Annotated in this window: 19 protein-coding genes; 8 read left to right on the forward strand and 11 right to left on the reverse strand. The window is 67.6% G+C overall.

From position 1 onward, the window contains the following. Positions 1-148: 148 nt before the first annotated feature. Both ACTMTF_RS10980 and dapA read right to left on the reverse strand, forming a co-directional pair. On the reverse strand, positions 149-1,834 hold the full coding sequence (locus tag ACTMTF_RS10980; RefSeq protein WP_397009173.1) for a ribonuclease J: 1,686 nt from the start codon (positions 1,832-1,834) through the stop codon (positions 149-151). Positions 1,835-1,888: 54 nt separating this feature from the next. After that, positions 1,889-2,806: a 4-hydroxy-tetrahydrodipicolinate synthase gene (gene dapA / locus ACTMTF_RS10985; RefSeq protein WP_441110496.1), complete on the reverse strand. Its 918-nt coding sequence runs from the start codon at positions 2,804-2,806 to the stop codon at positions 1,889-1,891. A gap of 1,535 nt (positions 2,807-4,341) precedes the next feature. Here dapA and ACTMTF_RS10990 point away from each other — a divergent pair. Both ACTMTF_RS10990 and ACTMTF_RS10995 read left to right on the forward strand, forming a co-directional pair. Further along, positions 4,342-5,058, forward strand: a complete 717-nt coding sequence (locus tag ACTMTF_RS10990) for a GntR family transcriptional regulator (protein WP_397009169.1) — start codon at positions 4,342-4,344, stop codon at positions 5,056-5,058. A gap of 808 nt (positions 5,059-5,866) precedes the next feature. Beyond that, a complete protein-coding gene (locus tag ACTMTF_RS10995) occupies positions 5,867-6,523 on the forward strand; it encodes a JAB domain-containing protein (RefSeq protein WP_441110497.1) in 657 nt (218 codons plus the stop codon). Between the two features lie 519 nt (positions 6,524-7,042). Here ACTMTF_RS10995 and ACTMTF_RS11000 read toward each other — a convergent pair. Next, on the reverse strand, positions 7,043-7,861 hold the full coding sequence (locus tag ACTMTF_RS11000; protein WP_441110498.1) for an NmrA family NAD(P)-binding protein: 819 nt from the start codon (positions 7,859-7,861) through the stop codon (positions 7,043-7,045). A gap of 586 nt (positions 7,862-8,447) precedes the next feature. Next, positions 8,448-8,738, reverse strand: coding sequence for a hypothetical protein (locus tag ACTMTF_RS11005; protein WP_441110499.1), 291 nt, complete (start codon positions 8,736-8,738; stop codon positions 8,448-8,450). Positions 8,739-8,839: 101 nt separating this feature from the next. Between ACTMTF_RS11005 and ACTMTF_RS11010 the strand changes: the two genes are divergently transcribed. Together ACTMTF_RS11010 and ACTMTF_RS11015 are read left to right on the forward strand one after the other, a co-directional pair. Beyond that, a complete protein-coding gene (locus tag ACTMTF_RS11010) occupies positions 8,840-9,328 on the forward strand; it encodes a GntR family transcriptional regulator (protein WP_397009161.1) in 489 nt (162 codons plus the stop codon). Positions 9,329-9,364: 36 nt separating this feature from the next. Then, positions 9,365-9,751 carry a GntR family transcriptional regulator gene (locus ACTMTF_RS11015; RefSeq protein ID WP_441110500.1) on the forward strand — a complete coding sequence of 129 codons (387 nt, stop codon included), beginning with the start codon at positions 9,365-9,367 and terminating at the stop codon, positions 9,749-9,751. A 224-nt stretch (positions 9,752-9,975) separates the two neighbouring features. On the opposite strand, the gene ACTMTF_RS11020 is transcribed toward ACTMTF_RS11015, so the two are convergent. The 3 genes from ACTMTF_RS11020 to ACTMTF_RS11030 all read right to left on the reverse strand — a co-directional run bounded on the left by ACTMTF_RS11020 (position 9,976) and on the right by ACTMTF_RS11030 (position 12,428). Continuing rightward, entirely contained in the window at positions 9,976-10,374 is a 399-nt protein-coding gene (locus ACTMTF_RS11020) for an ASCH domain-containing protein (RefSeq protein WP_441110501.1), read from the reverse strand. Between the two features lie 6 nt (positions 10,375-10,380). After that, positions 10,381-11,403 carry a hypothetical protein gene (locus tag ACTMTF_RS11025; RefSeq protein ID WP_397009155.1) on the reverse strand — a complete coding sequence of 341 codons (1,023 nt, stop codon included), beginning with the start codon at positions 11,401-11,403 and terminating at the stop codon, positions 10,381-10,383. Between the two features lie 134 nt (positions 11,404-11,537). Further along, the gene (locus ACTMTF_RS11030; RefSeq protein ID WP_441110502.1) at positions 11,538-12,428 is read right to left on the reverse strand and encodes a DMT family transporter; all 891 of its coding nucleotides are present in this window, start codon (positions 12,426-12,428) and stop codon (positions 11,538-11,540) included. 28 nt (positions 12,429-12,456) lie between these two features. On the opposite strand from ACTMTF_RS11030, the gene ACTMTF_RS11035 reads away from it, so the two are divergent. The 4 genes from ACTMTF_RS11035 to ACTMTF_RS11050 are packed head-to-tail and all read left to right on the forward strand — an operon-like array spanning position 12,457 to position 15,985. Continuing rightward, positions 12,457-13,854, forward strand: a complete 1,398-nt coding sequence (locus ACTMTF_RS11035) for a PLP-dependent aminotransferase family protein (RefSeq protein ID WP_441110503.1) — start codon at positions 12,457-12,459, stop codon at positions 13,852-13,854. 23 nt (positions 13,855-13,877) lie between these two features. Continuing rightward, a complete protein-coding gene (locus tag ACTMTF_RS11040) occupies positions 13,878-14,444 on the forward strand; it encodes a CGNR zinc finger domain-containing protein (RefSeq protein ID WP_441110504.1) in 567 nt (188 codons plus the stop codon). A gap of 44 nt (positions 14,445-14,488) precedes the next feature. Continuing rightward, entirely contained in the window at positions 14,489-15,097 is a 609-nt protein-coding gene (locus ACTMTF_RS11045; protein ID WP_441110505.1) for an N-acetyltransferase family protein, read from the forward strand. Between the two features lie 12 nt (positions 15,098-15,109). Further along, complete coding sequence (locus ACTMTF_RS11050) at positions 15,110-15,985, forward strand: 1,4-dihydroxy-2-naphthoate polyprenyltransferase (protein WP_441110506.1); 876 nt, start codon at positions 15,110-15,112, stop codon at positions 15,983-15,985. Positions 15,986-16,045: 60 nt separating this feature from the next. Here ACTMTF_RS11050 and ACTMTF_RS11055 read toward each other — a convergent pair whose 3' ends face one another. The 4 genes from ACTMTF_RS11055 to ACTMTF_RS11070 form a co-directional block, all read right to left on the reverse strand. Continuing rightward, the gene (locus ACTMTF_RS11055; protein ID WP_441110507.1) at positions 16,046-16,519 is read right to left on the reverse strand and encodes a GNAT family N-acetyltransferase; all 474 of its coding nucleotides are present in this window, start codon (positions 16,517-16,519) and stop codon (positions 16,046-16,048) included. A 137-nt stretch (positions 16,520-16,656) separates the two neighbouring features. Beyond that, positions 16,657-17,394: a 4-hydroxy-tetrahydrodipicolinate reductase gene (dapB, locus tag ACTMTF_RS11060; RefSeq protein WP_397009141.1), complete on the reverse strand. Its 738-nt coding sequence runs from the start codon at positions 17,392-17,394 to the stop codon at positions 16,657-16,659. A gap of 21 nt (positions 17,395-17,415) precedes the next feature. Then, a complete protein-coding gene (locus ACTMTF_RS11065) occupies positions 17,416-18,726 on the reverse strand; it encodes a M16 family metallopeptidase (RefSeq protein WP_397009139.1) in 1,311 nt (436 codons plus the stop codon). Then, positions 18,723-21,053: a polyribonucleotide nucleotidyltransferase gene (locus ACTMTF_RS11070; protein WP_441110508.1), complete on the reverse strand. Its 2,331-nt coding sequence runs from the start codon at positions 21,051-21,053 to the stop codon at positions 18,723-18,725. Before ACTMTF_RS11070 ends, ACTMTF_RS11065 begins: the two co-directional genes overlap by 4 nt. Positions 21,054-21,104: the final 51 nt, after the last annotated feature.

Here is a 21,104-nt window from a genome sequence, read left to right on the forward strand (position 1 = left end):
AATGACGCCCTTGGTTGCACTCGCGCGGGCATCACGACATGTCGTCACCTGCGCCGAGACCTTGTGGGAAGGCTGTTCGTCCCTCGCACGAGCAAGAGATCGTTCACGGGTACGGCAGGCGCACATGCATGCCGTACCCACGACGAACTCAGACCTCGACCACCACAGGGATGATCATCGGACGGCGGCGATAAGTGTCACTCACCCAGCGTCCGACGGTGCGACGGACCACGCGACGGATCTCTTGCATATCCACCACCCCGTCAGCCGCCTTGTCCTGCAGAGCCTTCTCGATCTGCGGGATGAACTGCTCGAACTGCGCCGGATCGATACCGGAGCCACGCGCATGGATCTCCGGCCCCGCGGTGATCTTGCCCGTGGTGGAATCCACGGCGATGACCACGGAGATGAACCCCTCATCACCGAGGATCCTGCGGTCCTTCAGCGACACATCGGTGATCTCACCGACCGACGAGCCGTCCACGTACACGTACCCGGCATGAACCGCACCGACGACCTTCGCTCGGCCGTCGACAAGGTCGACTACGACACCGTCCTCCGCGATCACGATGTGATCGTCCGGAACGCCGGTGAGCGCGGCCAGCTTGGCGTGCGCCCGCAGGTGACGCCATTCACCATGCACCGGCATGAAGTTGGACGGCCGGGTGAGGTTCAGCACGTAAAGCAGCTCGCCTGCGGCCGCGTGCCCAGAGACGTGCACCTTGGCGTTGCCCTTGTGCACGACACGGGCGCCCCAGCGGGTGAGCCCGTTGATCACCCTGTTGACCGCGGTCTCGTTCCCCGGCACCAGGGACGAGGCGAGCAGGACCGTGTCCCCCGCGGCGATACGGATGGGATGGTCGCGATTGGCCATCCTCGACAGTGCCGCCATCGGCTCACCTTGGGAGCCGGTGCAGACCAGCATCACGTCCTCTGGCGGCCACTCCTCGATGTCGCGGGAGTCGACGATGATGTCCGGCGGCACCTTGAGGTATCCGAGGTCGCGAGCGACCCCCATGTTTCGCACCATCGACCTGCCGACGAGCGCGACCTTGCGGCCATGCTTGGCGGCCGCGTCGATGACCTGCTGAATACGGTGTACGTGCGAAGCGAAGCTCGCGACGATGACACGCTGCTCAGAGGTACGGATGACCTCGTCGATGACCGGGCCGATCTCGCGCTCGCTGGTGACGAAGCCCGGCACCTCGGCGTTGGTCGAGTCCGACATGAGCAGGTCGACGCCTTCGGTGCCGAGCCGGGCGAAGCCGCCCAAGTCAGTAAGCCGACCGTCACTCGGCAACTGGTCCATCCGGAAGTCACCGGTGTGCAGCACAATGCCGGCGGGCGTCCTGATGGCCACAGCCAAGGCGTCTGGAATCGAGTGGTTGACCGCCAGAAACTCGCAGTCGAACGGCCCGAAGGTGTGACGTTCGCCCTCGACCACCTGGAGCTTCTTCGGTTGGATCCTGTGCTCGGTGAGCTTGGCCTCTATCAAGGCAAGCGTCAGCCGGGATCCGATGAGCGGGATGTCACGCCGCTCTCGCAGGAGATACGGCACAGCCCCGATGTGGTCCTCGTGGGCGTGCGTCAGAACCACGGCCTCGACCTGGTCGAGACGGTCTCTGATGTATTCGAAGTCGGGCAGGATCAGGTCGACACCCGGCTGATCGGGCTCGGGGAACAGCACCCCGCAGTCAACGATCAGCAGACGGCCGTCGTACTCGAAAACGGCCATGTTCCGGCCGATCTCACCCAGCCCGCCCAGTGCGACGATGCGCAGCCCTCCGTCGGGCAGCGGCGGTGGGGGGCCAAGATCAGGATGTGGATGGCTCATGGCCGGCCCCCAATGTCAAATCGTGTTCTCAAAACTTCCGTTTCCTCCCCGTTTCTATGCGTCTGTCAACTTCACCCCGCCGGCTACCAGGCAAGCACGCAGCTCGGCGATTTGCTTCTCCGTCGCGGACACCAGCGGCAGTCGCACCGGTCCGACCGGCACCCCCACCATGCTCAGCGCCGCCTTCGCCATGATCGCGCCCCCCGCGCTCAGCATGATCCCGTCGACCACAGGCGCCATCTGGCGATGAATGGCCAGGGCCTGGTCGACATCACCACCGCGGTGCAGTTGGATCATGCGGGCGAGATCAGCGCCCACCACATGGCCTACTACGCTTACGAACCCAACCGCGCCCAGCGAGAGCCAGGCCAGATTGAGCACATCATCGCCGGAGTAGTAGACAAGGTCGGTCATCGACATCATCTGACTACCGGCAAACAAGTCTCCCTTTGCGTCCTTCACGGCCACGATGCGATCGTGCTGGGCCAGCCGCAGCAAGGTCTCAGTCTTGATCGGCACGCCGCTACGCCCAGGAATGTCATACAGCATGACAGGCAGGTCCGTCGCATCGGCGACAGCCATGAAATGTCGATAAAGCCCTTCCTGCGGGGGCTTGCTGTAGTAAGGGGTCACCACGAGGAGCCCATGAGCTCCCTCAAGTGCCGCCCGCTTGGCCAGCTCGACACTGTGACGGGTGTCATTGGTGCCTGCGCCTGCCACCACGGTCGCCCGATCGCCGACCGCCTCCAGGACAGCACCGAGAATACGTGCTTTCTCGTCGTCGGAGGTAGTTGGGGATTCGCCGGTCGTACCGCTGACGATCAATCCGTCGTTACGCTGCTCGTCCACCAGATAGGTAGCGAGCCGTCGCACAGCCTTGTAGTCGACCGCGCCGTCATCGGTGAACGGCGTGACCATGGCGGTCAACATGCGGCCGAAAGGCGCATCGATGGTTCCAGTTGGCGATGCCATAGTGCGAACGCTACCTGGATTCCCAAATCCGTTGGACGCCGCCACCCCGCTTTGCCAGCCAGGAGCCGCTTTTTATCACACCGTCCTCCGGCATCTCTTACTACATTCTACTACAGTCCGCATCCAGTCGATCGCACTCCGCTTCCGCGCGAGGCTTCCCGGAGCTTCCTGACCCGACTGTCCTATACCCATCCTCAGCCGACGAACGTCCCAACCTGGCACTGCAGTCCCGCTGGGTCGAAGCAAGCGACGCGCCGTGAGGGTGTGCCACAGATTCGCTCGAAGAGCGCCCATGCATCCGCGCCCTCACGCTGGGGTCGGGTGCATTGAGGTCGGGTGCATGGGAGGGACACGGCACCAGCATTGAGCTGTCCGATGAGCGCAATGGCGCTCATCGCCACCGACACCGACACCGACACCGACACCGACACCGACCATAGCCGTCAGCCCCTCGCTCGAGTGGCCGCCTCCGTACAGACGCCTCAGGACAGACGCCTCAGTAGTCCGCCACAGCACCGGCTGCCTTCGATCGATACCTCTTATTGCCCGCCCCACGTGCCGCGCCATCTCCCCTCCTTTGGCTGGCGTGCCATCGCTCGTCGGCGGCCATCTCAAAGTTGTGAACCCCTCCACCTCGCATGTCGGCCTCAGGCCAGGGAAGCGGGTGGCGAACTGGGCGAAGATCACTTGTAGCTCGATGCGGACCAGCGGCGGTCTCTGCAGCAGTGGCCTGATTTCCTATCCGGACACCGCCGTCCACGGTCACGTCCGCGAACGCCCCCGTGAACTCCCACAAATGACCCGCGCCTGAACGCGCCTGAACACGCGTAAACGACCGTGGGGACGCGGGAGCATCCAGCAAGCAACTGTCGCGAATGGCCTTCACGGCCGAGCCATCACCGCACTGCCAAGCAAGCAACCTCTAGACCCGTCCGCAACCCCGTACCACCGGGTATGCGAGGACCAGCAGCAGCTCGCTGCGAAGATGCGCCTGACTGTCCAGATCCCTTTGCCGCCGTCCAGATACCGCCGCCGTCCAGACCCAGCCGCCGCGAGCTACCGACGGAGGGGCCCCAGGTCTGCGGTGGGCGCCGGGCGTTCACAGGCCAGCCGAGTAGTAGAGCTGCTACGGCCTCGCGCAGGGCTGGGTCGTAAATCAGCGGGTCACGCGCCGGGCCGCGATCACAGGGCCGCCCGGTGGTGCGCGGATCTGATGCGCGCCCGATCGGCAGACGGCCAGCGGGCGGTACGGGAGGCTGGTTCGCAGGTCAGCCGAGTGGCGGCGGAGCTTGGGGGCGGCTCGCAGCGGGGCTGGGAGGGGATATGGGAAGAGGCCGCCGATATGTGCTCGGGGGTACACACATCGACGACCTCTACCGGAGAATCGCCACCCCTTACACCGGCGTTACAGAGTTTCTCCGATAATTTTCCGCTACTGCAAAGTTGGGGCTCCAGCAGTCCTCGATGACGGTCGGTTACCTGCCGAATACGGCAACATGGGGCAACGCCTCACACGAACCCCCAGGGATGGACTAGTGGCCACCTCAGATCCGGTCTACCTGCGTGTCGTCGAAGACATTCGGCGACAGATCAACGACGGCACCCTTCCTCCTGGCTCGCCCATTCCGTCGCGGGCGCAGCTGACCCGCAAGTACCAAGTCGGCGAGACCGCCGCCCGCCACGCTCTGCGCGTTCTGGCGGGCGAAGGGCTCATCATCGGCCGGGTGGGCTCGGGCCATTACGTGAGAGAACGTCCTGATCTCGCACCTTTGCACCGATGGCGTTTTCTTGATCACTCCACTCCGTTCGCCGCCGATCTCCAGTCGCAGGGCCGGCGCGTGACCTGGGATTGGCACAGCGAGCCCACCGAGGCTGGGCCCGACCTCGCAAGGCGGCTTCGAGTCGATCAGTCGGCGACCCTGACCAAGACCCACTACGTCTTCCGTGGCGACGGGCGTCCGCTACAGCTGGCTACCGCCTACGAGCCTCTGGAGTTCGCCGCCCACCATGTGGAGGAGCGGCGCAGCCTGGTCACCAGGATGTACGCGCATGGCGTAAAGATCACCGAGGTCGTCGAGAGCGTCCAGAGCCGCGTCCCCGACCCGAGCGAGAGCGACGTCCTCGACCTTCCGGTAGGCGTACACGTCCTGCATGTCGAGCGCACCCACTGGGCCGGCGACCGACCCGTGGAGACCAGTGACATCATCATTCCGGGCGACCGATTCCGTATGGTCTACAGCATGCCGGTCTGACCCCCTGCCACCGTGAGCTCCGCGCCGCGACCACTTCGTCCGCCGGAGCTCACGTCATCTAGACCCGGCCGCTGCCATGGAAACGGCATCAGAGCCGTGACCCATTGGCCGAGCACACCGAAGCCGGAGCACAGCGCGGCAGAACACGACGTTGAGGTCGCGTTCACGGGACACGCTGGGGCCCAAGATCACGGCGCCACGGAATCCACGTCGAGGCCGGAGCCGGCTCACGGAACGCACCGAAGCGGATCACGGTGTGGCGGAACACGACGTTGCGGCCGAGGTTCCACGTAAGACGCTGGGGCCGGATCACGGGCCCTGGAATACGTCATTGAGACACGGGTCACGTCCACGGCCGAACTTCACCATCGTTGAACTCGGACCGCACCAGAGTGATCTTCACACCGTGTGAGCACCCACGAGCCGGCACGGTCGCAACGCGCGGACTGGCAGGGTGAAGCCCACCAGCAACTCGGCCGAGAGCAAACTCCCGTATCCGGCAGTCGCGTACCGCATAATGGCGTACAGATCCACGTCATCGCCTCACACGATGCAAAAGCACTCACCCCCACATAGGCGCAACAGGGAACACCGCCGCAACGCTCCCACCCCCACAGTAGGGGCACCTCAATGAGCCGAAATATCGCGGCATTCCAGGGATAAACCCTGCCAACGGGCATACGACATAGACACCGACAAACGAAATACGAGCCGAATTCCAGCATAGATCGGTCATTGCGGAATCGCTTCAACGCGTAGGCCAGAGGTTGTCGGTGGTCGTTGATAGAACCGTTTTGGAGGTGCGGGGATGCTAGTCAAAGACCTGCCGAGGCGGGAGCGGCCGCGAGAGCGGTTGATGGAGAGTGGGGCCGAGGCACTGGCCGATCGCGAGCTGCTGGCCGTGCTGCTCGGCTCGGGGTTTCGCGGGACCAGCGCGATGGATCTGGCGGCCCAGGTCATCGCGCACTGCGGCGACCTCGACGGGCTGGCCCGGTCGGAGCCGCACCGGTTGCTCGCCGTGCCAGGAGTGGGGCCCGCCAAGGCGGCGCGGGTGGCGGCGGCCTTCCATCTCGTACGGCGCGCGGAGGCGGAGCCCGAGCCGGCGCGGGTCACCAGCACGGCGGACCTGGCCTTGGTCACCGCGCCGCTGTTGCGCGGCCACTCACACGAACGGCTGGTCGTGGTCGTTTGTGACGTTCGCGGTGCGGTGCTCCGGCGTACGGTCCTCACGGAAGGCGGAGCGGATCACACGACGGTCCCGGTACGGGAGATCATCACCACGGTGCTGACCGCGGGAGGCGCCGCATTCGGCATCGCGCACAACCATCCGAGCGGCTCGCTGCATCCGAGCGACGCCGACCTCAAGGCCACGAGCCGACTCATGGAAGCCGCCGAGACGGTCGGTCTGCGCTTCCTTGACCACCTCATCGTCACCGATTCGCTGTGGCGGCGGATCGAAAGCTGACCCGAACAGCGTCCCGAGCGGGAGACCAGTCGAACAGAAACCGACATCCTCAGAGAGCTCGTATGCAACAAATCACGAAGAACGTGTCCGGCCAGATGAAGTCGGCATTTCGCACATAACTGAAGGGCCTTTCACTCTTCACCACCGAAAACGCGCGATCTCTATGAAAGCGCAGAAGGGCAGTCGCGCCGTGGAAAGCCATGGCATCCTCATCTCTACGGGCAGGCCATCTCTGGATTGGCCGGTTGCTCGTAGTGCGTGGTCCCGCGCCTCCCGGAAGGAACGGGGCCACGTGGCCTGCTGCCGGGCGATCCTCGGGCTTCGATCATGACGAGGAAGATGGGCCAGTCAGCCCGACAGCAGGTTCACCGGAGATCGTGGACAGCGACACCGTCAGTGATCCAGGCAAGTCGACCACCGAGGATGCCTCCCGCCAGGCTTCTCGGGTTCGCGTCCACGGGAGCCGGTCACGTCCACGGACGTGACCGGCCTCCGGTGAGCATCGAGCAGCGAAGCGACTCACCCGAAGTGCGCGGTGTGGCCGTGGACCCACTCGGTGAAGCTACGAGCTGGACGGCCGGTGAGGTCCTCGACGGTGGGGACCACGGTGTACGCCGCCGGGGGCGGGTTGCCCTGCCACGCGGCGAGCAGGTCGATCAGCTCTTCTCCGTGGCTGGCCTGCCTCCATCGCTCCCGTGCCTGCTCCTCGGTGAGCTCGTCGAAGCGCAGCTCACGACCGATGACAGCGGCGATGATGTCGAGCCGTCGCCGTGGGGTCAGCGCCTCGGGCCCGGTCAGCGTGTAGATCTTGCCCGCGTGCCCCGGCTCGACGAGTGCGACTGCCGCTGCGGCTCCGACATCGGCCTCGTGCACCATCGCAGCCGGAACATCACCGAACGGTTCACGTACCGAGTCTTCGGTGCGTATGGACTCGGCCCAGCCGAGCGTGTTGCCCATGAAGTCGACGGGCTGGAGCCGGGTCCATTCGAGTTCGCTGGCCTCGACGGCCTCCTCCACCGGGCCCAGCTGCCCGTTCCACAGGACGGTGGCCCGGCGGACGCCGGCTTTCAGGGCCAGGGCGACGATGTCGGGGGCGGTCCGCAGCGTGGCGTAGTCGTCTCCGCCCACCGTCAGCAGGTGAACGCCGGTCACGCCGTCAAAGGCGGGCGCGAGGCTCTCCGGGACCGTGAGGTCTCCGGCCACCACCTCCACCTGCGGCGGCAGGTTGGCCTTCGCCGGGTCGCGGGTCAGTGCGCGGACCTGCTGTCCGGCCTGGAGCAGGTGGTCGACGACGTGGCGCCCGGCCTTCCCGGTCGCTCCGGTCACGAGATACGTCATGTCAGGTCCTCCCTTCAGAGGAACCCGACGTTAAAACCTCAACCGCGCCTGAGGTCAACCGACACGACTGAACGGCGGTCCGAACGGGCGGACTCCGGCGGGCCTGGACGACCAGGAAACCCGCCGGAGTGCCCCAGTGACCCCCCGCGAGCCGGCGGCAGGGGCTCGCGGGGGGAGTCGACCCGGCAGGCGTGGTGCGTGGGATGACGCCTGCCGGGGATCGGACAGGCTGGACCAGGGCCTGTTCGGCTGAACGGCTCGCGAGCTGTGGCGCACGAACCGTAGATCATGGCTACGCAGTCGCACCTTTCATCCCTCCGGCGCGGAGCCATGGGCCCCGGCCTGCTTCGCTGCGGCGTCAGGGAAGCAGGCCGGGAGTCTTCAGCAGCTCACGGCGGGCATGAGCATCTCTCGGATCGCCCCCGGCCAACCGAGCGGCTCTCGGCTTGTTCCTGGCGGGCCGAGCGGCTCTCGGATCGTTCCTGGCAGCCTGAGGAGCTCTCGGATCGTTTCCGGCGGGCTGAGTAGTGACACCTCCTCGCAAAGAGGAGGATTCGCGCCAGAGTGGACGGCCGGCGTCGCGCGATCATCGTGCCGCTCCTTTCAGCAGCATGGCCCACAGTTCGTTGATCGTCGAAGCGATCGCGTCCGGGCTTTCCACAACGAGCAATCCACCACTGCCCTCGCTGGTCCGGCGAATGAAGCGCACACCACCTGCCTGACACAACTCATAGAACGTCGGCTGACAGTCGCAGGTGTAGTCGCGCACCCGTACCCGTACCATCCGGGACAGCTCCGGCGACCAATCGATCAGCATCGGCACACTGGCCGGCGCCCTCACATGGCGGCCGTGATAGTCACCCGGTTCCCAGAGCATGTAATCACTATAGACCGTACTCATAGGTCTATGCACGTATCCATAGATCTACTGAGCGTCTGCTTTGTACGCCCATGTCTGCTTTCGTCTATAATCCGAGTGTGCTTGACCGCGAGGGGCCAGTGCCCATCTACAAGCAGGTCGCCGACCTGATCCGCGAGCAGATCGAACGCGGCGAGCTCAAGGCGGGTGATCCTGTGCCCAGTGAGGCCAAGCTGGAAAAGGATTACGAAATCGCCCGAACGACCGCTCGCCGGGTGGCACGGGAGCTGCGAGAGCAAGGCATGGCGTACACGATCCAAGGCGAAGGAACCTTTGTCGGACAGCCAGGAGCACCGCACACACCCAGCAGGTTGCCCCGCTATCAGCAAATCGCCGAAGAGATCGCCGAGCGGATACGCCGAGGTGACATTCCGCCGAACAGGGCCATTCCTGGCGAAAAAGCAATGATGCAGCAGTACGGCGTCGCCAAGGTGACCGCACGCCAGGCTGTGGCACATCTCAGAGAGCAAGGCTGGGTATTCACAGTCCCCTATCGGGGAACGTACGTGACAAGTAAGGATAAGTGGCCAAAGGCCAAGAGCCGGTAATCATCGCCCTCTGTCCAACCGATATATCCTTGAGCAATGCTCGACCCTGACGGTGACACTCACCTTTATGTGCAGATCAGCGAGGTCATCCGGTCACGCATCGTTCAGGGCGGCTCCCCCGGCGATCCCGTGGCCAGCGAGGCGGACATCCAGCGAGAGTTCGGCGTGGCACGCACCACGGCGCGCAGGGCGATCCGAGTGCTTCGCGACGAAGGGCTCGTGCATACCGTGCATGGCGAGGGCACCTTTGTCGGTGTCCACGCCGCGGCTCCGCGCCTTCCCCGAAAAACGCCGCTATATCAACACATCGCCGCAGAGATCGCGAAGCAGATCAGCGCCGGGGAATTCCAGCCAAGGCGCCCGATCCCTGGCGAAACAACACTTATCCAGCAGTATGACGTAGCCCGCGAGACCGTTCGATGAGCCATAGCGCTTCTGCGAGACCAAGGATGGATTTATACGGTGCCGCAACGCGGCAGTTACGTCTGTCCTGAGGAACGCTGGCCCTCCGACTGAAGATTCGACGCCCAATGATGTCGCCGAATGCCTGCGTAACCGTCGGCTGACGCCTCACCATTGTGGTGAGCGGCCATCGCTTGTTCCTTCGCACTGCGCCGATCATCGGGGGGCGCGATGGCCGCCCCTCCTCACCGGCCGAGCAGGCGGAACGACAGGCACACCACCGTCGTGGTGTCGTCCACGGCGACCCCCTCGTCCCTCCAGTACCGCCTGTGCGCCTCGCGCCAGTCGTCGATCGAGCCGTAGCCCTCGCCCTCGGACTCGGCGAACTCCCAGCTCACCTCCGCGAAGGGCACCTGCGTGACGCCCACCACCTCGACCGTGGCCGTGTGGGCGCCGGAGTCGTCGATGAGGGCCAGGTGCTCCCCCACGTGCTCGAGCTCCTCGTTCTCGGCGTGGTAGTCGAGCTCCAGGAGACCGGCCGTGCCCTGCTTCTGGCCGGCCAGCACCAAATCCGTCAGCCAGCCGCGCATGGCGCCGGGGGTGCCCAGTTCGAGAACGCGCAGGCCGTTCGTCCGTCCCCACATGGAAGGTCAGAATACCGGGATGATGTCCTCGGGATCGATGAAGTCGACCGGCACTCCGTCGAGGTCCAGCTCGGGGATCGCGGGGAAGGCGATGCCCCAGCGTTCGACGATGGCGCGGACGCGGGCCATGGCGACCCGCCAGTTCTCGGCCTGTTCGTCGTAGGAGAGCACGCCCAGGCCGGCGTCCCGGGCGTGGTCCATCAGGACGCGGTGGTTATGCAGGAAGTAGGGCGGCAGCTCCCAGAAGCCTTGGGGCGGCTCCCAGAGGATCATGGACAGGAAGACGAAGCCGGCCCGGAGCTGGCGGGTGATCAGGACACGGGTCTCGTCCGTGAGGCCGGGCCACTCGTTCTCCAGGATCGTCATGCAGATCTGGAGGTGACGGGATTCGTCGCGGCCGATGCGCTGGAACATCTCCTCGAAGACGGGGTGTCGTGCGCCTGAGGCCATCCCCCTGAAAAGGGTGGAGGCCGCCATTTCTCCCATCATGAAGCTGGTGAACAGGATCGGCAGCGAGTATTTGCCCACGGCGGTGTTGTAGCCGGTCCAGTAGCGGCCGCCGTTGTGGTAGAGCCAGCCGATGTTGTTGTGTGCGGCCTTTTCCAGATTGTCGGTGGGGGTCCAGTCGAGGGGGCCGCCGGGCCAGAGTTTGGCGATGCTGCGCTGGCAGCATTCTTCGTGGTTCATCTCGTCACGGGTGATCGAGAAAAAGCACTTCCTGACCGGGTCCTCTTCGTGTTTCTCGAATGCCTGGATGGTGGCGCGGGCGAACACGGCCGGACCGGAGGCGTCGAAATTGGCCAGCACGGCGAACCAGTACATGATTCCCAGCCGTTGCTCGCGGGTGAAGTCCTCGGGGTCCAGCTCGTCCCAGGGGAGGTCGGCCGGGTTCCACAGGGTGCGCTTGGACTTCTCGTAAATGGCCGCGAGTTTCTGGGTCTCGACCCGCCACTCCATCGGGTAGATGTTGGGCTGCGGGATCTCCGGAGCAGGCCAGAAGCCGCCTTCAGGGATCGTGAGGTCCGCCATGTAACACCTCCAATCCCTATCCTGCGTCCAGCCGTCACGCCTTTCAAGTAGGAGCGCGCGGGCGATGGCGACGCAGGCGACTCGCCGCACATGCACACGCGCCGCAAAGTGATGGCGACCAAGCGTCACACCATTCAGGTACGCGCCCGCTGCGTGATGGCGACGCAGGCGAGTACGGTCAGGGCCGCGACCACCGTGGCCGCGCCGAACCTCTCCCCCATCAGGAACCAGGCCCACACCAGCGTGAGCAGCGGCTGAACGAGCTGAGTCTGCCCCGCTCTGGCGATGCCGCCCCTGGCGAGGCCCGCGTACCAGGGAAAGAAGCCGAGGAACATCGAGATCAGCCCCGTGTACGCGAAGCCGGCCAGGGAGACCGGGGTGGGGGTCATGGGGGTGGTGAGAGCCAGGGCCACGGTGATCGGCGCGGTGAGAGGGAGGGACAGCACGACGGTGTAGGAGATGACCTGCCAGCCCGGCGTGGTCCTGGACAGCGTGCCGCCCTCCGTGTAGGCGACGGCGGCCGAGAGGAGGGCGCCCACCAGGAGCAGGTCGGACCAGGTGGCGCTCGCCTCGCCGCTGGTGAGGGTGAACGCCGTGATGGCGGCGGCGCCTGCCGTACAGGCCACCCAGAACAGGGGACGCGGGCGCTCGCCCGCGCGCATGACGGCGCAGGCGGCGGTGGCGGCCGGCAGGAGGCCGATGACCACGGCGGCGTGGGAGGTGCCGGCGCCCAGGTGCAGGGCCAGGCCGCTGAAGACGGGGAACCCGAAGACGACGCCCAGGGACATCACGGCGTACACGCGCCAGTGCCGCCTCGGCGGGATGAGGGGAAGGCGGAGCGCTTTGAGACACACCAGGGCCACGATCCCGGCGAGCAGGGCGCGGCCGATCGCGACCAGCCACGGATCGAAGCCCTGCATCGCGTAGACGGTGGCGGGAAAGGAGCCGGAGAAGGCCAGCACCCCCAGGAAGGCGAGGGCCGTGCCGGTCCGCCGCGCCTCGGGAAGGGGGACCGCTACTCCCAAAGCGACAGTAGCGCTATCATTATCCTTCATGGACAACGATAGCAGTATCGCTCAGATCGCCGCGATCCTGCGCGAAGAGGCCGGCCGCCTCCGGCCGGGTGACCGGCTGCCGTCCAGCAGGGAGATCATGCGCCGCCACGGCGTGAGCCCGGTGACCGTCTCGCGGGCTCTCGGGCAGCTCACCGCCGAGGGCCGGGTGGTCACCAGGCCGGGCAGCGGCGCCTTCGTAGCGGCTCGCCGGGAGTGGGCGCCCGACGCCGCGGACTTCTCCTGGCAGACGGTCGCGCTCGGCGACCGGGTGATCGACGAGGAGCCGGTGGCGGCGCTGCTCCGCGTGGCACCCGAGGGCGCGGTGCCGCTGACCGGCGGCTACCTGCCCGCCGGGCTCCGGCCCGACCGGCAACTCGCGGCCGCCGCCACCCGTGCGGTGCGCAGGCCGGACGCGTGGGCGATGCCGCCGCTGAACGGGCTGGGCGAGCTGCGCGGCTGGTTCGCCGCCCAGGCCGGCGGGGACGTGACGGGCAACGACGCGCTGATCGTGAGCGGCGGGCAGGCCGCGCTGTCCCACGCCTTCAGGGCGCTGGCCGCTCCCGGCACGCCGGTGCTGGTGGAGACGCCGACGTACCCGGGGGCACTGGCGGCGGCCAAGGCGGCGGGGCTGCGCGCGACGGCGGTGCCCATCGACAGGGACGGGGTACGGCCCGACCTGCTGGCGGAGGCGTTCGCGGTCTCGGGGGCACGGGTGTTCTTCTGTCAGCCGACGCTGCAGAACCCCACCGGGGTGACGCTCGGCCTCGAACGCCGGCGGCAGGTGCTGGAGGTGGCCAGGGCGGCGGGGGCGTTCGTGATCGAGGACGACTACGCCCATCACCTGACCGAGCAGGCGCCACCGTCACTGATGTCCATGGACGCGCACGGCACTGTCGTCCACATCCACTCGCTCACCAAGATCCTGTCGCCGAGCATGCGGCTGGCGGCCGTCATCGCCCGGGGGCCCGCGGCGCACCGGCTGCGGGCCGCCCAGCTCGTGGAGTCGTTCTTCGTGGCCCGGCCGCTGCAGGAGACGGCGCTGGAGTTCGTCGGCTCACCGGCCTGGCAACGGCACCTGGTGGCCGTACACACCGAGATCATCACCAGGCGCGACGCGCTCGCGGCGGCGCTGGCCGCGCGGATGCCGCAGGCGGAGCCGTACCTGCTGCCGAACGGCGGCATGCACCTGTGGCTGCGGCTGCCCCCGGAGACCGACGAGCGGGCCCTGGTGGAGGCGGCCAAGCGCAACGGCGTCCTGGTGAGCCCGGGCCGGATCTACTACCCGTCGGAGCCTCCGGGGCCGCGCATCCGGGTCACCCACATCGCGGCCGCGAACCTCGCGGAGCTCGCCGAGGGTGTACGCCGGCTGGCCCAGGCCCTCGACGCGTGCGGATGATCACAAGCCAGTACAGTGGTCACATGTCGGCGCTCACGGAGTTGGTACGCGACTTCGTGAACACCTACGACGTCGAAGCCGACAACGACGAGCTCGGCACCTCATCCGAGTTGGCCGTCTGGCTTCGCGAACGCGCGCTCATCGGCCCCGCCGACCGGGCGACGGACGACGATCTGACGACCGCGATCGCCCTGCGCGAGGGACTGCGCGCCGCGTTGCGGCGCGAGGCCGGTGCGCAGCCGCCCGACCTGCCGGCGCTGCCGGTGCTGCCGCTCACAGTGACGATCAACGTGACGAACGACATAACAAGCGGCGTGACGAGCGGCGTGCGTCCTGGCCTGGTGCCGGTGGCGGACGGGGTGGCGGGCGCCCTGGCCGGCATCGCGGCGGCGGTGACGGACGGTTCGTGGGATCGGCTGAAGGTGTGCGCGGAGGAGACCTGTCAGTGGGCGTTCATCGACGGGTCGAAGAATCGATCACGATCATGGTGTTCCATGAGGGTCTGCGGTAACCGCACCAAAACACGCGCTTACCGGGCGAGGAAGCAGGGTTCGCGTCATCCCCAAGGTGCAAACACCGATACGGTGTAACTCGTGCCTTGTGGCACGAAGAGCAGGCGAAGGAGCGGGCCGAGATGGCAGACGTAGGCGTCCGGGCGGCCCGGCGCGAGGATGTGCTTCAGGTGGCGAATGTCCAGGTCCGTGCCTGGCGCCTCGGCTACCGGGATTTTCTGCCCGAGGGTCCTCTCGAACAGATGACAGGCCCCGCAGCGGAGAAGATGTGGCTACGGCAGTGGGATGAGGCGATCGTCGCCCCGCCCACCTCCCGGCACCGGGTGCTGGTCGCGGTGGAGACGATCCTCGACACCGAGGGCTTTCCCGCGCTGGGCGCCGGCGGCAATGCCGCGCCCATGACGCCGCGGGGCGGCGAACGGGTGGTCGGGCTGGCCTCACACGCTCCCGCCGAGGACCCCGACCTCGACCCGACCGTCGTGGCGGAGATGCTGACGCTGCTCGTGGACCCCGACTTCGTCCGGCGCGGCCATGGCAGCCGCCTGCTGAACGCCACGGTCGACCACCTGCGCGAGGACGGCTACCGCCAGATCGTCACCTGGGTGTTCGCCGACAACTACGCGGTTCTCGGCTTCCTGGAGTCGGCGGGGTGGGGCGAGGACATGGCCGAGCGCGTTCTCGACATGGGCCGGCCGATCCGCATGGTCAGGCTCACCACCGACATCAGCTAGAGGATCTCCCGCATGGCAACCCCTGGTCAGTGGCTCGCCGGCGCGCGCCCGCGCACGCTGCCGAACGCGGTCGTCCCCGTCATGGTCGGCACCGGGGTGGCGATCGGCGAGGGCGGCTTCAACTGGTGGCGCGCGGTTCTCGCGCTGCTCGTGGCACTGCTGCTGCAGATCGGCGTCAACTACGCCAACGACTACAGCGACGGCATCCGCGGCACCGACGACGAACGGGTCGGCCCGATGCGCCTGGTGGGCTCACGGGTGGCCACACCCCGGCAGGTCCTCGGCGCGGCGCTGGGCAGCTTCGCCGCCGCGGCGGTGCTCGGGCTGATCCTCGTGATCGCCACCCGCGCGTGGTGGGTGCTGCTGGTGGGCGCGGCGGCCATCGCCGCCGCCTGGTTCTACACCGGCGGCAAGAGCCCGTACGGTTACCGCGCGCTGGGCGAGGTGGCCGTCTTCGTGTTCTTCGGCGTGGTGCCCGTGGCCGGCACCGCGTTCGTGCAGACCGAGGCGCTCTCGTGGCCGGCGCTGGTGGCGTCCGTGCCGGTCGGGCTGCTGTCATGCTCGATGCTGGTGGTCAACAACCTGCGTGACGTCGGCTCCGACGGCGAGGTGGGCAAGCGCACCCTGGCGGTCGTGCTCGGCGCGCCGCGCACCCGCACCCTCTACGCCACCTGCCTGATCGTGCCGTTCGCGGTGGCGCTCGCGATGATCGTGGTCGCGCCCGCGGCGGCGCTCGCCGTGCTCGCGGCACCGCTGGCGATCTCCCCGGTGCGCACCGTGCTGGGCGGCGCAGCGGGGCCGGCGCTGATCGCCGTACTGCAGCAGACGGGCAAACTCCAGATGGCGTACGGCCTGCTCCTCGCGATCGGCCTGGCCGTCACCCTCTGACATGTCCGCCTGCCCGGCGAGCGCTACGTGGCGACCCTCTCAGCCCCTCCTGGACGCCTCCTACCGGCGCATCACCACTCGTGGCGCCACCTCGATGCCCAGCTCCCGCTCATGCTCGACCAGCGCCCTCAGCTCCGGCCCCCACTCCGACTCCCCCAGCACCTCGAAGCCGTGCCGCTCGTACCAGGGCGCGTTCCAGGGCACGTCCCGGAAAGTGGTCAACGTGACAGCGGGGGCACCCACGGCCAAGGCGTGATCCAGCACCGCCCGCACCAGCCGCCCGCCGATCCCCCGGCGCATCCGGTCAGGGTGAACGGCGAGCTGTTCCAGATGAACGTTCCCGTCGACCCAGCCGATCATCGCGAACCCATCGGGCGGGAAGCCGTCGACCAGCACCGTGCCAGGATCGTCGACCTCCTCGACCATGGTCGTCCCAGCCGGGAAAGTGATCCCCACCTGCTCGAACAGCCCGTCGGCCGCCACTTCGACCGCCACCAGGCCGGCAAGGTCACCGGCTACTGCCCATCGCACCATGCCGACACGGTCTCATGTTCGGTGTGACGGCCGCCTCTGGCTATTAGTGTGATGATCGTAGGCTCGGCTGTGCGGAGCCGGGACCCTCTCCTCACACCGTGCCCGCGACCTGACCAGGTGGTGGGCACGGCGTCTGTCTAGAGGTCGAGCAGTGGCTCCAGCCCGATGGTGAGGCCGGGGAGCTCACCCACCCGGCGGACGCCGAGCAGGACGCCGGGGGTGAAGGCGGCGCGGTTCATGGTGTCGTGCCGGATCGTGAGGATCTCGCCGTCGCCGCCCATCAGCACCTCCTGGTGCGCGATGAGGCCGGCGAGCCGTACGGCGTGGACGTGCACGCCGCCGACGTCGGCGCCGCGGGCGCCGTCGAGCTCGGCGCTGGTCGCGTCGGGCATCGCGCCGAGACCGGCCTTGACGCGCGCCTCGGATACCAGCTCGGCGGTGCGCCTGGCGGTGCCGGACGGGGCGTCGGCCTTGTTCGGGTGGTGCAGCTCGATGATCTCGACGGACTCGAAGTGGCGGGCGGCCTGCTGCGCGAAGTGCATCATGAGCACGGCGGCGATGCCGAAGTTGGGGGCGATGAGGCAGTTGGTGCCCGGCGAGCGCTCCAGCCAGCCGCGCACGGTGTCGAGCCGCTCCGCGTCGAAGCCGGTGGTGCCGACCACCGGGTGGATGCCGTGCGCGATGGCCCACTCCAGGTTGCCCATGACCACGTCGGGATGGGTGAAGTCGACCACCGCCTCGGCGCCGTCGAGCCCCTCGATGGGGTCGTCCTTGTCGAGTGCGGCCACCAACTCCATGTCGGTGGCCGCCTCGACCGCCTTGCACACTTCCACGCCCACCCGGCCGCGGGCGCCGAGCACACCTACCTTGATCACACGGTCAACCATATCCCAAGGTCAGGAGATGGCGTCGGAGAAGTCCTTGTCACCGTACGGACCGATCACGGCGAGCGTGAGCGGCCTGTTGAGGACGTCCCTGGCCACCTCGGCGATCTCGTCGCGGGTGACCGACTCGATCCTGGACAGGACCTGGTCCACCGAGAGCAGTTCGTCGTAGACGAGCTCGTTCTTGCCGATGCGGGACATGCGTGAGCCGGTGTCCTCCAGGCCGAGGACGAGCCCACCGCGCATCTGGCCTTTGCCGCGGACGATCTCGTCGTCGGCCAGGCCGTCGGAGACCACGCGGGCCACCTCGTCGCGGCAGATCTTGAGCACGTCGTCGATCTTCGAGGGCAGACAGCCGACGTAGATGCCGAACTGGCCCGTGTCGGCGTAGGCGGAGGTGTAGCTGTAGGCGGAGTAGGCGAGCCCGCGCTTCTCCCTGATCTCCTGGAAGAGCCGCGACGACATGCCGCCGCCGAGCGCGGCGTTGAGCACGCCGAGCGCGAAGCGGCGGTCGTCGGTGCGGGACATGCCGCTGGTGCCGAGGACCAGGTTGGCCTGCTCGGTGGGCCGGTCGACGACCAGGGCCGTCGACCGGGTCCGGGCGCCCGGCCCGCTGGTGCGGGGCGGGGCGAAGACGGCGGGGCCGGTCAGCGCCCCGGCGCGCTCGTAGGCCCGTACGACCAGCTCGACGACCTCCTCGTGGCGGATGTTGCCCGCCACCGAGACCACCGTGCGCGGCGGCTGGTAGTAGCGCTGGTAGTACTCGGCGATCCGGTCGCGGCCGAGCATGTTGATCGACTCGACCGTGCCCAGGATGGGCCGCCCGATGGGCGTGTCGCCGTACAGGGCGGCCGCGAACTGCTCGTGCACCACGTCCGACGGGTCGTCGTCGTGCATGGCGATCTCCTCCAGGATCACGCCACGCTCCGACTCGACGTCGTCGTCGGTGACCAGCGAGCTGGTCACCACGTCGGCGAGCACGTCCACCGCGACCGGCAGGTCCTCGTCGAGGACCCGCGCGTAGTAGCAGGTGTACTCCTTGGCGGTGAAGGCGTTGATCTCACCGCCGATGCCCTCGATGGACGCCGAGATCTCCATGGCGTCGCGGGTGGGCGTGCCCTTGAAGAGCAGGTGTTCGAGGAAGTGGGTGGCCCCTGTGTGCTCCGGGGCCTCGTCACGCGAGCCGATGCCGACCCACATGCCGACCGCGACACTGCGCACGGTCGGCATGGTCTCGGTCACCACGCGCAGCCCACCGGGGAGGACGGTGCGCTTGACTACCCCGGCCCCGTCCCGGCCGGGATGCAGCGTGGTGGTCGTCACGAGTTGCGGTCGCCGCCGTCCCCGTCGTTGCGCGTGGTACGCACCCGGGTACGGGTGCGGCGCGGGCGGTCGTCACGGGGCTTGTCGTCGCCGGCCGGAGCGGCCGCCTCAGGCTGAGCCTCGTCGGTGTCGCCCCTGGCCTCCTTCTCGGCGGCCTCCTTCTCGATGACCTCGACGGGCACGAGAGAGAGCTTGCCCCGCTGGTCGATCTCGGCGATCTCCACCTGGATCTTCTCGCCGACGCTCATCACGTCCTCGACGTTCTCGATGCGCTTGCCGCCGTGCAGCTTGCGAATCTGGGAGACGTGCAGCAGACCGTCCTTGCCCGGCATGAGGGAGATGAACGCACCGAAGGCGGCGATCTTGACGACCGTGCCCAGGTAGCGCTCGCCGACCTCCGGCATGTGCGGGTTGGCGATGCCGTTGATCGCCGTACGGGCCGCCTCCGCGGAGGGGCCGTCGGTGGCACCGATGTAGATGGTGCCGTCGTCCTCGATGGTGATCTCGGCGCCCGTTTCGTCCTGGATCTGGTTGATCATCTTGCCCTTGGGGCCGATGACCTCGCCGATCTTGTCCACGGGGACCTTGATGGTGATGATGCGCGGCGCCGTCGGGTTCATCTCCGCCGGGGAGTCGATGGCCTCCTGCATCACGTCGAGGATCGCCAGCCTGGCGCCCTTGGCCTGCTTGAGCGCGCCGGCCAGCACCGAGGCGGGAATGCCGTCGAGCTTGGTGTCGAGCTGCAGCGCGGTGATGACGTCCTTGGTGCCGGCGACCTTGAAGTCCATGTCGCCCATGGCGTCCTCGGCGCCGAGGATGTCGGTCAGCGTGACGTAGGTGTCACCCTCGCCGATGAGGCCCATCGCGATGCCGGCCACCATCTCCTTGAGCGGCACACCGGCGTCGAGCAGCGCCATCGTGGAGGCGCAGACCGAGCCCATCGAGGTCGAGCCGTTGGAGCCGAGCGCCTCGGAGACCTGGCGGATGGCGTACGGGAACTCCTCGCGGGCCGGCAGCACCGGGATCAGCGCCCGCTCGGCCAGCGCGCCGTGACCGATCTCGCGGCGCTTGGGCGAGCCCACCCGGCCGGTCTCACCGGTGGAGTAGGGCGGGAAGTTGTAGTTGTGCATGTAGCGCTTGGTGCGGTCGGGGTTGAGCGTGTCGATGACCTGCTCCATGCGCAGCATGTTGAGGGTCGTGATGCCGAGGATCTGCGTCTCGCCACGCTCGAACAGGGCCGAGCCGTGCACCCGGGGCACCACGTGGACCTCGGCCGACAGGGCGCGGATGTCCTTGGTGCCGCGGCCGTCGATGCGCAGGCCCTCCTTGACGACCCGCTCGCGCATGAGCTTCTTCATGACCGAGCGGAAGGCGGCGGAGATCTCCTTCTCGCGGCCCTCGAACTCCGGCAGCAGCTTCTCGGCGGCCAGCGCCTTGACCCGGTCGAGCTCGTTCTCGCGCTCCTGCTTGGCGGCGATGGTGAGAGCGGCGCTCAGCTCGTTCTTCACACCGGACTCGACGGCGGCGAGGACGTCCTCCTGGTAGTCCAGGAAGATCGGGTACTCGGCGGTCTCCTTGGCGGCGACCTGGGCGATCCGCGACTGCGCCTCGCACAGCACCTTGATGAAGGGCTTGGCGGCGTCGAGGCCCTCGGCGACGGTCTCCTCGGTGGGAGCCACGGCGCCGTCGGCGACCAGCTTGAGCGTGTCCTTGGTGGACTCGGCCTCGACCATCATGATCGCGACGTCGCCGTCGGCGAGCACCCGGCCCGCCACGACCATGTCGAACGTGGCGCGCTCAAGCTCGTGGTGGGTGGGGAAGGCCACCCACTGGCCGTCGATCAGCGCGACGCGGACGCCACCGATCGGGCCGGAGAACGGCAGCCCGGCGAGCTGCGTGGACAGCGAGGCGGCGTTGATGGCCACCACGTCGTAGAGGTGATCCGGGTTGAGCGCCATCACGGTGGCGACGACCTGGATCTCGTTGCGCAGGCCCTTGACGAACGAGGGGCGCAGCGGCCGGTCGATGAGCCGGCAGGTGAGGATGGCGTCCTCGGAAGGACGGCCCTCACGCCGGAAGAACGAGCCGGGGATGCGGCCCGCGGCGTACATGCGCTCCTCGACGTCGACCGTGAGCGGGAAGAAGTCGAGATTCTCCCTCGGGTTCTTGGACGCCGTGGTCGCGGACAGGACCATCGTGTCGCTGTCGAGATAGGCGACGGCACTGCCTGCCGCCTGCTGTGCGAGCCGTCCGGTCTCGAACCGGATCGTGCGCGTTCCGAAAGAGCCGTTGTCTATGACGGCTTCGGCTGTGTGGACACCCTCCACGGGGGACCTCCTTGGTCAGTCGGTCTCCCGCGCCCTGTACACCGGCACCCT

Origin of the sequence: Nonomuraea sp. ZG12 (assembly GCF_052068115.1) — a bacterium.
Taxonomy (GTDB): domain Bacteria; phylum Actinomycetota; class Actinomycetes; order Streptosporangiales; family Streptosporangiaceae; genus Nonomuraea.

What these genes read in the sequence shown, in the direction of transcription:
- ACTMTF_RS10980 (WP_397009173.1), bottom strand. Translation starts at nt 1,834, where the DNA reads ATGAGCCATCCACATCCTGATCTTGGCCCCCCACCGCCGCTGCCCGAC.
- dapA (WP_441110496.1), bottom strand. Translation starts at nt 2,806, where the DNA reads ATGGCATCGCCAACTGGAACCATCGATGCGCCTTTCGGCCGCATGTTG.
- ACTMTF_RS10995 (WP_441110497.1), top strand. Translation starts at nt 5,867, where the DNA reads ATGCTAGTCAAAGACCTGCCGAGGCGGGAGCGGCCGCGAGAGCGGTTG.
- ACTMTF_RS11000 (WP_441110498.1), bottom strand. Translation starts at nt 7,861, where the DNA reads ATGACGTATCTCGTGACCGGAGCGACCGGGAAGGCCGGGCGCCACGTC.
- ACTMTF_RS11005 (WP_441110499.1), bottom strand. Translation starts at nt 8,738, where the DNA reads ATGCTCTGGGAACCGGGTGACTATCACGGCCGCCATGTGAGGGCGCCG.
- ACTMTF_RS11015 (WP_441110500.1), top strand. Translation starts at nt 9,365, where the DNA reads ATGCTCGACCCTGACGGTGACACTCACCTTTATGTGCAGATCAGCGAG.
- ACTMTF_RS11020 (WP_441110501.1), bottom strand. Translation starts at nt 10,374, where the DNA reads ATGTGGGGACGGACGAACGGCCTGCGCGTTCTCGAACTGGGCACCCCC.
- ACTMTF_RS11025 (WP_397009155.1), bottom strand. Translation starts at nt 11,403, where the DNA reads ATGGCGGACCTCACGATCCCTGAAGGCGGCTTCTGGCCTGCTCCGGAG.
- ACTMTF_RS11035 (WP_441110503.1), top strand. Translation starts at nt 12,457, where the DNA reads ATGGACAACGATAGCAGTATCGCTCAGATCGCCGCGATCCTGCGCGAA.
- ACTMTF_RS11040 (WP_441110504.1), top strand. Translation starts at nt 13,878, where the DNA reads ATGTCGGCGCTCACGGAGTTGGTACGCGACTTCGTGAACACCTACGAC.
- ACTMTF_RS11045 (WP_441110505.1), top strand. Translation starts at nt 14,489, where the DNA reads ATGGCAGACGTAGGCGTCCGGGCGGCCCGGCGCGAGGATGTGCTTCAG.
- ACTMTF_RS11050 (WP_441110506.1), top strand. Translation starts at nt 15,110, where the DNA reads ATGGCAACCCCTGGTCAGTGGCTCGCCGGCGCGCGCCCGCGCACGCTG.
- ACTMTF_RS11055 (WP_441110507.1), bottom strand. Translation starts at nt 16,519, where the DNA reads ATGGTGCGATGGGCAGTAGCCGGTGACCTTGCCGGCCTGGTGGCGGTC.